The organism is Rhizobium sp. BK008, from assembly GCF_014197345.1.
Classification (GTDB): Bacteria; Pseudomonadota; Alphaproteobacteria; order Rhizobiales; family Rhizobiaceae; genus Rhizobium; species Rhizobium anhuiense.
Genome location: NZ_JACIFK010000001.1, coordinates 77,804 through 90,824, shown reverse-complemented (window position 1 = coordinate 90,824; position 13,021 = coordinate 77,804). Strand labels below are relative to the sequence as shown.

Annotated in this window: 12 protein-coding genes; 6 read left to right on the top strand and 6 right to left on the bottom strand. The window is 62.2% G+C overall.

Going from position 1 to position 13,021, the window contains the following annotated elements; translation table 11 throughout:
- Positions 1-385 precede the first annotated feature (385 nt).
- Positions 386-1,087: a response regulator transcription factor CtrA gene (gene ctrA / locus FHT69_RS00385; RefSeq protein WP_003542362.1), complete on the top strand. Its 702-nt coding sequence runs from the start codon at positions 386-388 to the stop codon at positions 1,085-1,087.
- Between the two features lie 225 nt (positions 1,088-1,312).
- Here ctrA and FHT69_RS00380 read toward each other — a convergent pair whose 3' ends face one another.
- Both FHT69_RS00380 and chpT read right to left on the bottom strand, forming a co-directional pair.
- Positions 1,313-1,675, bottom strand: a complete 363-nt coding sequence (locus tag FHT69_RS00380; RefSeq protein ID WP_010069020.1) for a response regulator — start codon at positions 1,673-1,675, stop codon at positions 1,313-1,315.
- A 121-nt stretch (positions 1,676-1,796) separates the two neighbouring features.
- The gene (chpT, locus tag FHT69_RS00375; protein WP_097544908.1) at positions 1,797-2,444 is read right to left on the bottom strand and encodes a histidine phosphotransferase ChpT; all 648 of its coding nucleotides are present in this window, start codon (positions 2,442-2,444) and stop codon (positions 1,797-1,799) included.
- A gap of 194 nt (positions 2,445-2,638) precedes the next feature.
- Between chpT and FHT69_RS00370 the strand changes: the two genes are divergently transcribed.
- Together FHT69_RS00370 and FHT69_RS00365 are read left to right on the top strand one after the other, a co-directional pair.
- On the top strand, positions 2,639-3,226 hold the full coding sequence (locus FHT69_RS00370; protein WP_025554577.1) for a DUF1134 domain-containing protein: 588 nt from the start codon (positions 2,639-2,641) through the stop codon (positions 3,224-3,226).
- 116 nt (positions 3,227-3,342) lie between these two features.
- Positions 3,343-4,509: a hypothetical protein gene (locus FHT69_RS00365; RefSeq protein WP_132573227.1), complete on the top strand. Its 1,167-nt coding sequence runs from the start codon at positions 3,343-3,345 to the stop codon at positions 4,507-4,509.
- 46 nt (positions 4,510-4,555) lie between these two features.
- On the opposite strand, the gene FHT69_RS00360 is transcribed toward FHT69_RS00365, so the two are convergent.
- The gene (locus tag FHT69_RS00360) at positions 4,556-5,380 is read right to left on the bottom strand and encodes a TrmH family RNA methyltransferase (RefSeq protein WP_025554580.1); all 825 of its coding nucleotides are present in this window, start codon (positions 5,378-5,380) and stop codon (positions 4,556-4,558) included.
- A 7-nt stretch (positions 5,381-5,387) separates the two neighbouring features.
- A complete protein-coding gene (locus FHT69_RS00355) occupies positions 5,388-5,774 on the bottom strand; it encodes a hypothetical protein (protein WP_025554582.1) in 387 nt (128 codons plus the stop codon).
- A gap of 43 nt (positions 5,775-5,817) precedes the next feature.
- On the opposite strand from FHT69_RS00355, the gene FHT69_RS00350 reads away from it, so the two are divergent.
- Together FHT69_RS00350 and rpoH are read left to right on the top strand one after the other, a co-directional pair.
- Positions 5,818-6,843, top strand: a complete 1,026-nt coding sequence (locus FHT69_RS00350) for an RluA family pseudouridine synthase (protein ID WP_132573229.1) — start codon at positions 5,818-5,820, stop codon at positions 6,841-6,843.
- A 178-nt stretch (positions 6,844-7,021) separates the two neighbouring features.
- The gene (rpoH, locus tag FHT69_RS00345; protein WP_018243318.1) at positions 7,022-7,930 is read left to right on the top strand and encodes an RNA polymerase sigma factor RpoH; all 909 of its coding nucleotides are present in this window, start codon (positions 7,022-7,024) and stop codon (positions 7,928-7,930) included.
- Between the two features lie 122 nt (positions 7,931-8,052).
- Here the strand turns inward: rpoH and FHT69_RS00340 are convergent, their stop codons facing one another.
- Both FHT69_RS00340 and FHT69_RS00335 read right to left on the bottom strand, forming a co-directional pair.
- Positions 8,053-10,551, bottom strand: coding sequence for a hypothetical protein (locus FHT69_RS00340; RefSeq protein WP_183904751.1), 2,499 nt, complete (start codon positions 10,549-10,551; stop codon positions 8,053-8,055).
- A 60-nt stretch (positions 10,552-10,611) separates the two neighbouring features.
- Complete coding sequence (locus tag FHT69_RS00335) at positions 10,612-11,910, bottom strand: adenylosuccinate synthase (protein ID WP_047618643.1); 1,299 nt, start codon at positions 11,908-11,910, stop codon at positions 10,612-10,614.
- A 191-nt stretch (positions 11,911-12,101) separates the two neighbouring features.
- Here FHT69_RS00335 and FHT69_RS00330 point away from each other — a divergent pair, with 191 nt between their 5' ends.
- A complete protein-coding gene (locus tag FHT69_RS00330; protein ID WP_063474385.1) occupies positions 12,102-13,019 on the top strand; it encodes a DMT family transporter in 918 nt (305 codons plus the stop codon).
- Positions 13,020-13,021: the final 2 nt, after the last annotated feature.

The window sequence follows — 13,021 nt, the reverse complement described above, 5'->3', positions numbered from 1 at the left end:
GCGCCGCTTTGACACGGTTTGCTAAAAAATTTCCTGCGATATTAACAAATACCTACCGCTGGTAACCTTTCGTTTACGGGCATCGTTAATGATAGGCCCGATGATTTAAGGGTCGGTAAATGCCGAGGCATGAAGTTCGAACCTTTTCATTGGCGAGTCGGATGAATCACTTAGCGCCTTTTCCTAATGTAAAAGTTGAGGAGAGCCTTTTTGAGATTCCTATTGGAAAACAGAGAAATGGAAAAATTATTTAATAAATTCGATACTCCTTGCCAGAGTGAATTAGAATTTGTTAACCATTTCGTGGCAGCTTCCAAATCACGTAGCGTGTTCGGTATCGTGTAGGGGGCCAGACCACCTTTCGGCGGCGGTAAAGGGGATAATTATGCGGGTACTTCTCATCGAGGATGACAGCGCTACGGCGCAGAGCATCGAGTTGATGCTGAAATCAGAAAGTTTTAATGTTTATACCACCGATCTCGGTGAAGAAGGCGTCGATCTGGGCAAGCTGTATGATTATGACATCATCCTTCTCGATCTGAACCTGCCCGACATGTCCGGATATGAAGTGCTCCGCACGCTCCGGCTGTCCAAGGTCAAGACACCGATCCTCATTCTGTCGGGCATGGCCGGCATCGAAGACAAGGTTCGCGGCCTCGGCTTCGGCGCCGACGACTACATGACTAAGCCGTTCCACAAGGACGAGCTCGTCGCCCGCATCCACGCTATCGTCCGCCGCTCCAAGGGTCACGCCCAGTCGGTCATCATGACCGGCGAGTTGATCGTCAACCTCGACGCCAAAACTGTCGAAGTCGGTGGCCAGCGCGTCCACCTGACCGGCAAGGAATACCAGATGCTGGAGCTGCTTTCGCTCCGCAAGGGCACCACCCTCACCAAGGAAATGTTCCTGAACCACCTTTACGGCGGCATGGACGAACCGGAACTGAAGATCATCGACGTCTTCATCTGCAAGCTGCGCAAGAAGCTCGCCAACGCTGCCGGCGGCGCCAACTACATCGAGACCGTCTGGGGCCGTGGTTACGTTCTTCGCGAGCCGGATGGGGCCGAATACGCCGAAACCGCCTGATTTTCCGATCCCCCTTATCGGATAAACGAAGATCCCGCCTTTCCGGCGGGATTTTTCGTTTCTGCCGGCAACAACAAGCCGCCGTGACGGAGAGGATTTCAGGCTGGATCGGCCTGAAATTCCCTGTCTTTCGGTCAAAAAAATAGAGCGTTGCGGCGGCCGAACGCGCTTGCACTTTCGGCATTATGCTCCAAGGTCGCCGATTGGGCGGGATGAGATCTGCCGTCAGGCGGCGATCGCGCGGTTTCCGAAGACGGCTGTCAGGATCTTGCGATCGAACGGCTTCAGCAGGAAGTCGGTGGCGCCGGCCCGTTTGCCAGCCATCAGCTTCTTCAGATCCGCCTCGACGACGCAGTAATAGATCTTGACCTCTTTGCCGCCGTCCATGGCGCGGATGGCGGCGATGAGGTCGAGAGCGCCTTCCATGCCGGAATCGACGATCAGATATTCCGGCAGCTCCGCCTGGCAGCGCTGCAGCGCCTCGCCGGCATTGGAGGCCTCGCTGACGAGAAAGTCGAGTTCGGAGAGAATGCGCTTGCCGACCTTGCGGACGATGTCCGAATTATCGGTGATCATGAATCTCTGCATGGCGACTCCTTTACCCCTGCATCTGTCCTTGCAAAGGCCTCTAAACAGCAGCCAAGCATAGGTCGATCAGGCTAAGGAATCGTTACCGCGCGAACACCGATACTCGTTTTACGCGCAAAAATCAGGCGGCCGCAGCCACCGCGGTGAACACCAGTTCTTCGGCGCTGGCGCTGTGATCGAGCGTCATTCCGCACTCCTGCGCCAGAAGAACGGTATAATAGGGCTGGATCGAATGGGCGTCGATCGCCTCCTCGATCGTGCCGGTCGATATCTCGACGAATTTCGGCGGCAAGCGCATCAGCTTGCCTTTGGCCGTGAGCGTGAACCTGGCATCGAATTCGGGATTTTCGAGCGTTACCTCAAGCACGCCGCCGCGCGGAATGGCCGAATAGGCAACGAGGAAGAGGTTGAGCAACAGCTTGACGCGATTCTTGGCGACGATGGCGCGCGGTCCGTTCCAGATCACCTCGGTCTTCTTCTCGGCAATGGCGAAATCCTTGGCGGCGCGTTCGGCCTCGCCGGTGTCGATCGAGGCGCCGACAGAGCCCGACGCGCCGAAGGCGAGGCGTGCGAATTTCAGGCGGACGGAAGCGTTGAGCGCACTGGTGCGGATCAGGTCCATTGCATCGGAATCGGCGCCACCCTCATCCAGGAGTTCCAGCCCGTTATTGATCGCGCCGACGGGCGAGATGACATCGTGGCAAACGCGGCTGCAGAGAAGCGCGGCCAGATCCGGGCCGGACAGGGTGAGATTGGGGTTCTTGGACATCATCGTCTCCTGAGGGGCGGCAATTTCATTGCGCCCGGAATATGCTTCATCAAAATTGCGCGAAGTTTGCGATCGTACTCGATGCCATAATGACACCATATTTGGTAAACCGATTGTTAAGATCATCGGCGCAAAATGCACCAATCGCCGCGAGCGGTTGCCCGCTCTCAGCCAAACGACGAACGGATGACACCATGCGCCCTCAAATTCCGCACCGATTCATCGGCTTCTGCAGGTTGCTTTCGGCCCTCGTCTTCTCCTCGCTGATGGTTGCCGGGCCGGCCGCCGCCCAGGACAACGGCCAGTATACGATGCAGGAAATCGTCGATGCCGGCCACTCCTTCTTCGGCTCCGCCAGCGGCGGGCTTGCCAAAGTGGTCGAGAGTGCCTTCCAGAAATACGGCCTGCCGAACGGCTATATCCTCGGACAGGAAGGCGGCGGCGCCTTCATCGCCGGTCTGACCTACGGCGAAGGCCAGCTGAATACCAAGAATGCCGGCGAACATAATCTCTACTGGCAGGGGCCCTCGCTCGGCCTCGATTACGGCGGCCAGGGCTCGCGGGTGATGATGCTGGTCTACGACCTGCCCTCCATCAACGGCATCTATGCCCGCTTCGGCGGCGTCAGCGGCTCGGCCTATGTGATCGCCGGCTTCGGCATGACGCTGCTCAAGAACAACGACGTGCTGGTCGTGCCGATCCGCACCGGTGTCGGCGCCCGCCTGGGTGTTAATGTCGGCTATCTCAAGATCACCCAGGCGCCAACCTGGAACCCCTTCTGAGGCCGCCAAGCCGCTGGAATCCGCGGCCGCCCGCACCGGCGGCCTTGCCATGTGCATCATGCGCGCTTAATCATCGCGGCTGAACCCGTATCAACCTTCTTACCGATGGCCGCGCCGTGATCGAATATGCTCTCTTGTTCGGATTGGGCTTCCTGACCGCGGCCTTCCTCGTCTTTCTGGTCTCGCCCGCCGTTCATCGCCGCATCGTCTGGTATACCGAGAACCGGCTGAAGGCGACCATGCCGCTGAGCCCGCAGGAAGTTCGCGCCCAGAAGGATATGGTCCGCGCGCTCTATGCCGCCGAGAACGCCCGCACCACCCAGGACCTTCTGCGTGAGCGCGAGAAATCCCTGTCGCTCCAGCTTCGCCATGATGCACTCGCCGTCGACGCCGGCAGGCTTGCCGCTGAGATCGGCGAATTGCAGGCCCAGATCGGCGAGATGCATGTCGAAGCGGCCGAGCAACGCTCGCATCTGCGCAAGGACGAGAACTATATCAGCCAGTTGAAGACCAATTTGCATATTGCCGAGCAGTCCGCTGCCAATAAGGAAAGCGAACTGGCGACGATGAGGACGCGGCTGAGCAAGCTCGGTGAACAGGCCGATGGGCTGAGGATCGACCTGGCCGCGCGCGAGACCGAGGCGGAGAGCCTGAAATTCCGCGCCAACGCGCTGCGTGACGAACGCGATACCTTACGCCAGGACGTGACTCTTTTGCAGAAGCGCGCCAGGGACGCCGAACAGAAACTGACGCAGCAGCAGCATATGGTGATCCGCCTGGAGGACAAGGCCGCGCGCGAGAGCGCTTCCGTCGCCGAAAAGGAAACCCTGGTCGCCCGCCGCTTGCAGGAGATTGCCAAGTTGAAGGAACAGTTGAAGGCCGCCAATGCCGAGATCCGCAAGGTCAACCGGGTGCTGCGCGACGCCGGCCTTGCCGGGATGGCCGCCGAGCTGCCGGCGGAAATGACGGTCGAAGACACGACAGTATCCGCGCTCGGCACCGCCGACGTCATCGCCGAGATCGGCGAGGATGTCCGCACGCGCAGCGCCGCCCTTGCCGAGCGCCTGCAGAAGGCAAAGGCGGTATCCGGGCGCGATGGCGCGATCCGCGAGGAGATCGCCTCGATCGCCGCCAACATGGTGGCGCTGACCGCCCTCAACGAAGGTCCCTCCTCGCCGATCCGTACCTTGCTGGCGGATACCGCGGAAAAGAACCCAAACGATCGCATCAGCCTTGCCGACAGGGCGGCCGCAATCATCGCCGATCCCGAGCGCGTCCGATAGGACGCGCGGCGGCGCGCCATCATGCCGATCTGCCAGATAACCCCGGTTAGATCCGCGCCATCGCGGAAGCCATGGAAAACAGCGCGATCCCCGTCGCCGTCGCAGCGTTGAGGCTGTCGAGGTCCTCCGACTGTGGAATGCGGGCGCTCTGGAAACGCGCAAGCAGCGCCTCGGGCAAGCCCTCCCCTTCCGTGCCGACGACCAGCGCCATGCGCGCTGAAGCCGGAATGGCGCGTATATCGGTCTTGCCGTGCGGCGAAAGCGTCCAGATGGCAAAGCCCCGTTCGGCAAGCGCCAGGAGCACATCCAGCGCCTTGCCGCCGCGCCGATGTGGAACGCTCAGCACCGAACCGACCGAAACACGCAACGCCTTGCGGTAAAGCGGATCACAGGAAGTTTCGTCGAGCAGCACCGCATCCGCCCGGAAGGCGGCCGCATTGCGGAACATCGAGCCGGCATTGTCGTGATTGGAAATGCCGCAGCCGACCAGCACCAGCGCCCGTTCCGGCAGCGCCGCGAGAAGGGCACCCTCTCCGCCATCCTCCCGCCGGCCGAGCGCGAGAACGCCGCGATGCAGATGGAAGCCAACGACGCCGTTAAGCACATCGGCCTCGGCGACATAGACTGGCACATCGGCCGGAAACCGCTCCAGGATGGGCAGCACGCCCTCGACGCGATTGCGCAGCAGCAGAATCTTTTCGGCGAAAAAGCCGCGGTCTCCCGCATGCGCCTCGGCAAGCATGCGCAGCACGACGGTGCCCTCGGCGATGAAGCGGTTCTCGCGACCCGTCAGGTCGCGCTCTCTTATGTCGCGGAATTCGGCGAGGCGCGGATCGTCGGCGCTGTCGATGGCGATCGGGACGGCGGCCATGCCGACCTCAATTGCCCGCGACGGTGACGTCGGCGACGGTACGGCCGGTCCTGAGGTCGAAGACCAGGGCCTTGTTCTTGCCCTCGACGGTTTCGCCGTAAAACAGGATCTGCCCGGCAGACAACGAGGTCGACTGCACCTTGAAGCCGAGCGGCAGAGAAACGGTCGCGGCAAGCGGCGCATCCGAGGGCACGCCGGAGGCGGCAACGGTTGCTGCCGTCTCCTTCGGATCGTCGCGCATCGTCTTGTAGACAACGGCACCGAAGACCGCCATAAGGCTCACGAACATGATGGCGCCGGAAACGATCTGCAGGCGGACCATCTTGCGCCGGACACTTTCCATCGCCGGATCAAGGGGCTTCTCTTCCTGGTCGTCTGGCTCGATTGCTGTCATCTGTGCGTCCCGTTCTAAAAAAATACGTCGGAGAAGAAGCGTCTTGAGCGACCCCTTTAAACAAGCAGCCGGCAATAGAAAAGTCCTGACTGCCGATGAAACCGCCCAAGGCCGGCTCGACGCCTGGCTGACGGCGCAGGTTGGCGAGGAATTTTCACGCAGCCGCATCAAGGCGCTGATCAAGGACGGCCAGGTTTTTCTGCGCGGAGAACCCGTCACCGACCCGCAGCGCAAGGTGCGCACCGGCGATAGTTTCGAGATCACGCTGCCCGAGCCGGAAGACCCGACGCCGCAGGGCGAGGACATCCCGCTCGTTATCCTCCATGAGGACGACGACGTCATCGTCATCTCCAAGCCTTCCGGTCTCGTCGTCCATCCCGGTCCCGGCAATTGGACAGGAACGCTGGTCAACGCACTGATCCACCATTGCGGCGATACGCTCTCCGGCATCGGCGGCGTGCGCCGCCCCGGCATCGTCCACCGTCTCGACAAGGACACGACAGGGGTCATGGTCGTCGCCAAGAACGACATCGCCCATCGCCACCTCTCGCTTCAATTTGCCGACCACGGCCGCACCATGCCGCTGGAGCGGGCCTACCAGGCAGTCGTCTGGGGCCGGCCGCGCTCGCTGACGGGCACCGTCGACGCGCCGCTCGGCCGCGCCACCGGCGATCGCACGCGCCGCGCCGTCAAGCGCCCCGACAGTCATGACGCCGACGCGGCGATCACGCACTACACGGTGGTCGAACGCTTCCACGAAAAGCCGGACGCCACCGCGTTCGCCTCGCTGGTCGAGTGCCACCTCGAAACCGGGCGCACCCACCAGATCCGTGTCCACATGGCCCATATCGGCCATCCGCTGCTCGGCGACACGGTTTACGGCGCAGGCTTCAAGACCAAGGTCAATCTTCTGCCCGAAGAGATCCGTAAGGTCGTCAACGGTTTCGACCGCCAGGCGCTGCATGCCTTCATGCTGCAGTTCGAGCATCCCCGCACCGGCGAAATCATGCATTTCGAAGTGCCGCTGCCGGATGATATGGTGGAATTGGTCGAGGCACTGCGGCGATAGAGACCCCTCTTCCAACTCACACCTGCGTGAGCGGCACCCTTGAACCGCCGTTTCGCCACACTTATCTGTATATGGATTTAGTGCGGGCTCACAGTAGAGCCGCACGTCCCGGTTTGCCTTTTTTAACGCGAGAACGCGTTTCCATCGGGAGCCGGAATTCACTTTAGGAGGGTGCACTATGGCCCGAAATACCTTGCCGTCCATTACCGCCGGCGAAGCCGGTCTCAATCGTTACCTCGACGAAATCCGCAAATTCCCGATGCTCGAGCCGCAGCAGGAATACATGCTCGCCAAGCGTTATGCCGAGCATGGCGATCGCGACGCCGCCCACAAGCTGGTCACCAGCCATCTTCGCCTCGTCGCGAAGATCGCGATGGGTTATCGCGGCTACGGCCTGCCGATCGGCGAAGTCGTCTCCGAGGGCAATGTCGGCCTGATGCAGGCCGTCAAGAAGTTCGATGCCGAGCGCGGCTTCCGCCTCGCCACCTACGCCATGTGGTGGATCAAGGCCTCGATCCAGGAATATATCCTGCGCTCGTGGTCGCTGGTAAAGATGGGCACGACCGCCAACCAGAAGCGCCTGTTTTTCAACCTGCGTCGGCTGAAAGGCCGCATCCAGGCGATCGACGACGGCGACCTGAAGCCGGAGCACGTCTCGGAAATCGCCACCAAGCTGAACGTCTCGGAGGAGGAGGTCATTTCGATGAACCGCCGCCTTTCCGGCGACGCTTCGCTGAACGCGCCGATCAAGGCAGCCGAAGGTGATAGCGGCCAATGGCAGGATTGGCTGGTGGACGACCATGACAGCCAGGAAGACGTGCTGATCGAACAGGATGAGCTCGACACCCGCCGGCGCATGCTGGCGAAAGCGATGAGCGTGCTGAACGAGCGCGAACGCCGCATCTTCGAGGCTCGCCGCCTCGCTGAGGATCCCGTGACCCTGGAGGACCTTTCGACCGAATTCGACATCAGCCGCGAACGCGTCCGCCAGATCGAGGTCCGCGCCTTCGAAAAGGTGCAGGATGCGGTCCGCAAGGAAGCGCTGGAACGCGCCAAGGCCGTCCGCGTCGTCGAAGCCACGGCATAAACCTGCCGCGTGATAGAATTGAAAAAGGCGGGTCCTTGCGGCCCGCCTTTTCTGTTTCATTCGCTTTTCGCAGCCTCGTCAGCCGCCAAAGTCCGATAAAGTTGGCATTGCGGAAAAAACCATCACTGGCTCGTCGACACATCCCCGAGGGCGGTCCATTCCTTGATCGCGGTGTTGAAGGCGTTCGTTCCGGTGTCGCCCTTTTCCATCGTCAGCAGCGCGCGGCGGCCGTTGCGATAGGTGATCGGCATATCGATCCAACTACGGGTCGCCATCAGGTCGAGATTGGCCTTGCGCGCATCGGGATAGTCGTTGAGCGCGATCATGTGGAAATCGTCGGTGATTTTGGCCGGAACCGCAATCAGCGCGTCACCACGGTCCTGCTCTGTGCGCTTCATCGAGATGCGCTGGACGCTGTCGATGCTGCCGCCTTCGAAATTCGGCGGCACCGAGAAGACCACCTCGACGAGATGGCTTGCCGGCAGCGACGGATCGGAATTGCGCTTGAAGGTGATGAGAGCCGAGAGATTGCGCTCGGGCACGCTGACATTGCCCTGCACCGTCGCCTCCTGCCGTCCGCCCTGACCGGCCTCGTGCTGCACACTCCAGATGACCGATCCCTCGATTGCCGTCGGCGAGCTCTGGCCGATGCGCTCCTCATAGAGGAACATCTTTTGCGACGAACCAACGGGCGCGGTCTGCTGCGGCGATGCCGCCGGACCGTTCGGCGTCAGCGTTTCGGCGGGTGCCGCATCGCCCTGTGCGCTGGCAGCCGGCGTATCGGCTGCCGCGACGTTCTGCTCGGCGACCGATTTTCCTTCTGCCGTCGGCGTTCCCGGCACCGTGGCCGGTCCGCTGTCGACCTCTGTCCCATCGGTCAGCAGCCGCTGAGTGAATTTCGAATTGGCCGCGGCGCCGTCATTGTTCATTGACGCCACCTGCGGGTTCGGGTTCGGCTGCGCCGGTGCCACTGGCGTATTCTGCGCTCCTGGCGTGGTCGGCTGAGCAGGCGTCGCTGGCTCAGGCTGGGCAGGCGTCGCGGAGCCAGCCGGCGGTGTTGCCGCCTCGTTCCGGGTCGCCTGCGACGGTGCCGAACTGACAAGCCCGTCGACCATCGCCACCAGCGCCTCTCTGTTCATCCAGCCGGCATAGGCGCCGCCACCGATCAGGATGAGGGCGAAGAGGAGCGTGATCACGGTGCCGAGGCCGAAGCGACGGCGCTTCGGCTCCATCCGGAAATTCTTGCCCTGCAGCTTGGACGCAACAATCTGATCGATATCCATCGCCGGATTGGAGTCATCGTCGTCAGCGGCGACCGAACCGCGACGGTCGTAGCCGCGCAGCGCCTTCGCCTCGCGCCAGTCTTCGCTCGGCGCAGCGTTGGCAGGCGCCGGCTTGCCGTTGTGCACTTCTGCGAAGATATCGACATCGTCGAAATGCGAGGCGACCGGCGTCTTCTTATTGCTGCCGGCCTCGATCGGCGGCAGATCGTCGAAAGCGGCCGTCTCCCAGGAGAAACTTTCCTTGGCAGCCGGCATGACGGCGGCGGGGGCCGCATTTTCGAGGCTCGATATCACCTCCTCGAAGGCGCGCGCCGAAGCATCCGCGGTGATCGGCGCCGTCTGCGAATATTGCCTGAGTTCCTCTTCCGCCCATTCGGTCTCCGCATCTTTGGGCGCCGGAGCCGGCGTCTCGGCGGCGGGCTCGGCCCAGACGGGATCGAAATGCGCCGCGGCGTCGGCCTGCAGCGGCTCCTCGCGGCTGTGCTCGACGAACTCCTGCGGGCGATCGAAATCGGCGACCGGCTCAACCAGCCGGTTCGACGCGTGATCTATGCCACGCGTGACCGGCTGAAGCGGCTCGGCGGGCTCGTAAGCCTCCTCGACTTCCGGCTCGTCAGCCTCCACCGCCACCGGTTCCGCCGCAACCTCTTCGGCTTCCGCAGGATGCTGCTCGTCCGCATGATAGTCGCCGGCCTGTTCGTCGTGATCCCCAACGGGCGGCTCCCAGCCGTCATGTTCGGCCGGCACATCCTCGGCAGCGACGTCGCGCGCCTCGCTGGCATGCCATTCCTCGGCCGGCGCTTCCTCCTCATGCGAGGGATGCCAGTATGTCTCGGCGGAAGCAGGAGCTTCCGCGGGAACAGGAGTTTCCGCGGGAACGGATGCTTCCGCGGAAAGGGGTTCCTCGGCAGCGACCTCTTCCTCAGCTTCCTCGGGCGAGGCAGCAGCTTCCACGTGACCGGGCTCGTCGGCGGCCTCGGCCGCTTGCGGCTCGGCATAGGCTTCGTCAACCGGCTCCTCGACATCAGTCTCCGGCACAGGCGCCGGTTCGCTTTCGTCGTGAAGCGCTTGTTCTTCTGCGGAGTCCAGCGCGGTGGCGGCGGCAACAGGCTCGTCGAGCGACAGCGCTTCGGAGTGTTCACCTTCCACTTCGCGGATGGCGGCCTCGAGCTTTTCGAGCTGGCGTTGCAGCATGGCTTCCGGCGGACGCGGCTTCATGTTCTCGAGCTGCCGCTGCACTGCGCCGCGGGCACGTTCGTAGACCTTCACCCGCATTTCGGGGGTATTTTCAGCCAAGCCGTCGACGGCCCGCCGAATAACTGCAATAAAATCCGCCATCAGTACTTTCTCAAGAAGTCCGGTACCCTACCGAACCATCCTCCACAGTGACCCGTGAGCTTAATCCTCAAACGGATCGGTCACAAGTATCGTGTCATCCCGCTCCGGGCTGGTGGAAAGGAGCGCGACAGGCGCCCCGATCAGCTCTTCGACCTGGCGAACATACTTGATCGCCTGTGCCGGCAGGTCCGCCCAACTGCGGGCGCCGACGGTCGATTCCTTCCACCCTTCCAGCGTGATGTAGATCGGTTCGACCCTAGCTTGCGCTCCCTGGCTTGCGGGAAGATGATCAATCTGTTCGCCGTCGAGCATATAGCCGACGCAGATCTTCAATTCCTCGAGGCCATCGAGCACGTCGAGCTTGGTGAGCGCGATGCCGGTGATGCCGTTGGTGGCGATCGATTGGCGCACCAGCGCGGCGTCGAACCAGCCGCAGCGCCGCTTGCGTCCGGTCACCACGCCGAACTCATGACCTTTTTCGCCCAGGAACTCGCCGATCGCGTCCTTCAGCTCGGTCGGGAACGGGCCTTCGCCGACGCGTGTCGTATAGGCCTTGGTGATGCCGAGGATATAGCCGAGCGAGCCGGGACCCATGCCGGAACCGGCCGCGGCCTGACCGGCCACGGTGTTCGACGACGTCACGAAGGGATAGGTGCCGTGGTCGATATCGAGCAGGCTGCCCTGTGCACCTTCGAAGAGGATGCGGGAGCCCTTGCGGCGCTCCTTGTCGAGGAAGAGCCAGACGGTGTCACGGAACGGCAGCACCCGATCGGCGATCGAAGTCAGCTCTTCCATGATCGCTTCATGGCTGACTTCGGCGACGCCGAGGCCGCGGCGAAGCGCATTGTGGTGCGTCAGAATACGGTCGACCTTGCCGGAAAGGCTTTCGAGATCTGCAAGATCCATGACGCGGATGGCGCGGCGGCCGACCTTGTCTTCATAGGCCGGACCGATGCCGCGGCGTGTCGTGCCGATCTTGGTGCCGCTGTTCGACGCAGCATCCTCGCGCATCGCGTCGAGCTCGCGGTGCAGGGAAAGAATGAGTGTCGCATTGTCTGCGATGCGCAGGTTGTCAGGCGTAACCGTCACGCCCTGCGCCTCCAGCCGGCCGATCTCGGCGATCAGCGCATGCGGATCGACGACGACGCCGTTGCCGATTACCGCCATCTTGCCCGGGCGCACGACGCCGGACGGCAAGAGCGAAAGCTTATAGCTCGTGCCGTCGATGACGAGCGTATGGCCGGCATTGTGTCCGCCCTGATAGCGCACAACGATATCCGCACGCTCCGAAAGCCAGTCGACAATCTTGCCCTTGCCTTCGTCACCCCATTGCGAACCGACCACGACTACGTTCGTCATCCAACTCTTCCTGTTACCGGCGCTGAACCGCGCACCTGCTCAAACCCGCGCATCTATAAAGCTTTGTTTTTTGGAAAGCGACCCTGTTGTCACAGTAGATTGGGCTTTTTACGTGACAAATCAGCAGCCGGCAGGCTATTGCCCGTCACAAAACGCCGGACGACGACCGCAGAAAGACGGGAAGAACGCTCTTGCAAGCCACGGCCTATATCTGCCTCGTTATCGCCACCCTCTGCTGGGGCGGCAATTCCGTCGCCGGCAAACTCGCGCTCGGGCATGTCAGCCCGATGATGCTGACCTTCCTGCGCTGGTTCCTCGCCGTGGCGGTGATCGTCGCCATTTCGGTGCCGCAACTGCGCAAGGACTGGCCGGTGGTCAGGAAGAACCTACCGCTGCTGCTGTTCTACGGCGTCATCGGCTACACGCTTTTCAACGCGATGCTTTATTCGGCCGTGCAATATACGACGGCGATCAACGTCGCCATCGAGCAGGCCGGCATCCCGATGCTGATCTTCCTGCTGAATTTCATGTTCTTCCGCACCGGCATCTCGCTGGCGCAATGTCTCGGCTTCGGCATGACGCTGATCGGCGTTGCTCTGACCGCCGCCCATGGCGACCTCACAACGCTGCTGCAATTGAGCCTTAACCGCGGCGACGGACTGATGCTGATCGCCATTGCCGCCTATTCGGTCTACACGATCTTCCTGCGCTGGAAGCCGCCACTCGACTGGCGAACGCTGATGGCGGTCCCGGCGCTTGGTGCCATGCTGACCTCGCTGCCGCTGCTCATCTGGGAGGCCGAACGCGGCGCCGCACAGTGGCCGGACCAGGCCGGTTGGGTCATCACGCTCTATACGGCGATCTTCCCCTCGCTGGTGGCGCAGATCCTCTATATCAAGGGTGTCGTAGCCATCGGCGCCAACCGGGCCGGGCTGTTCATCAATCTCGTGCCGGTATTCGGGACGCTGCTCTCCGTAGCTCTGATCGGCGAGACGCTGCAGTCCTTCCATGTCATCGCGCTGGTACTGACTTTGGGCGGCATCGCAATCGCCGAAAAGGGCCGGCCGAAAGCCTCGGCTCCGACCGTAACCGCCTCACCTCTGGATTAGGC

Coding starts and splice junctions, on each gene's coding strand:
- ctrA (WP_003542362.1), top strand. CDS start 386: ATGCGGGTACTTCTCATCGAGGATGACAGCGCTACGGCGCAGAGCATC.
- FHT69_RS00380 (WP_010069020.1), bottom strand. CDS start 1,675: ATGCAGAGATTCATGATCACCGATAATTCGGACATCGTCCGCAAGGTC.
- chpT (WP_097544908.1), bottom strand. CDS start 2,444: ATGTCCAAGAACCCCAATCTCACCCTGTCCGGCCCGGATCTGGCCGCG.
- FHT69_RS00370 (WP_025554577.1), top strand. CDS start 2,639: ATGCGCCCTCAAATTCCGCACCGATTCATCGGCTTCTGCAGGTTGCTT.
- FHT69_RS00360 (WP_025554580.1), bottom strand. CDS start 5,380: ATGGCCGCCGTCCCGATCGCCATCGACAGCGCCGACGATCCGCGCCTC.
- FHT69_RS00355 (WP_025554582.1), bottom strand. CDS start 5,774: ATGACAGCAATCGAGCCAGACGACCAGGAAGAGAAGCCCCTTGATCCG.
- rpoH (WP_018243318.1), top strand. CDS start 7,022: ATGGCCCGAAATACCTTGCCGTCCATTACCGCCGGCGAAGCCGGTCTC.
- FHT69_RS00340 (WP_183904751.1), bottom strand. CDS start 10,551: ATGGCGGATTTTATTGCAGTTATTCGGCGGGCCGTCGACGGCTTGGCT.
- FHT69_RS00335 (WP_047618643.1), bottom strand. CDS start 11,910: ATGACGAACGTAGTCGTGGTCGGTTCGCAATGGGGTGACGAAGGCAAG.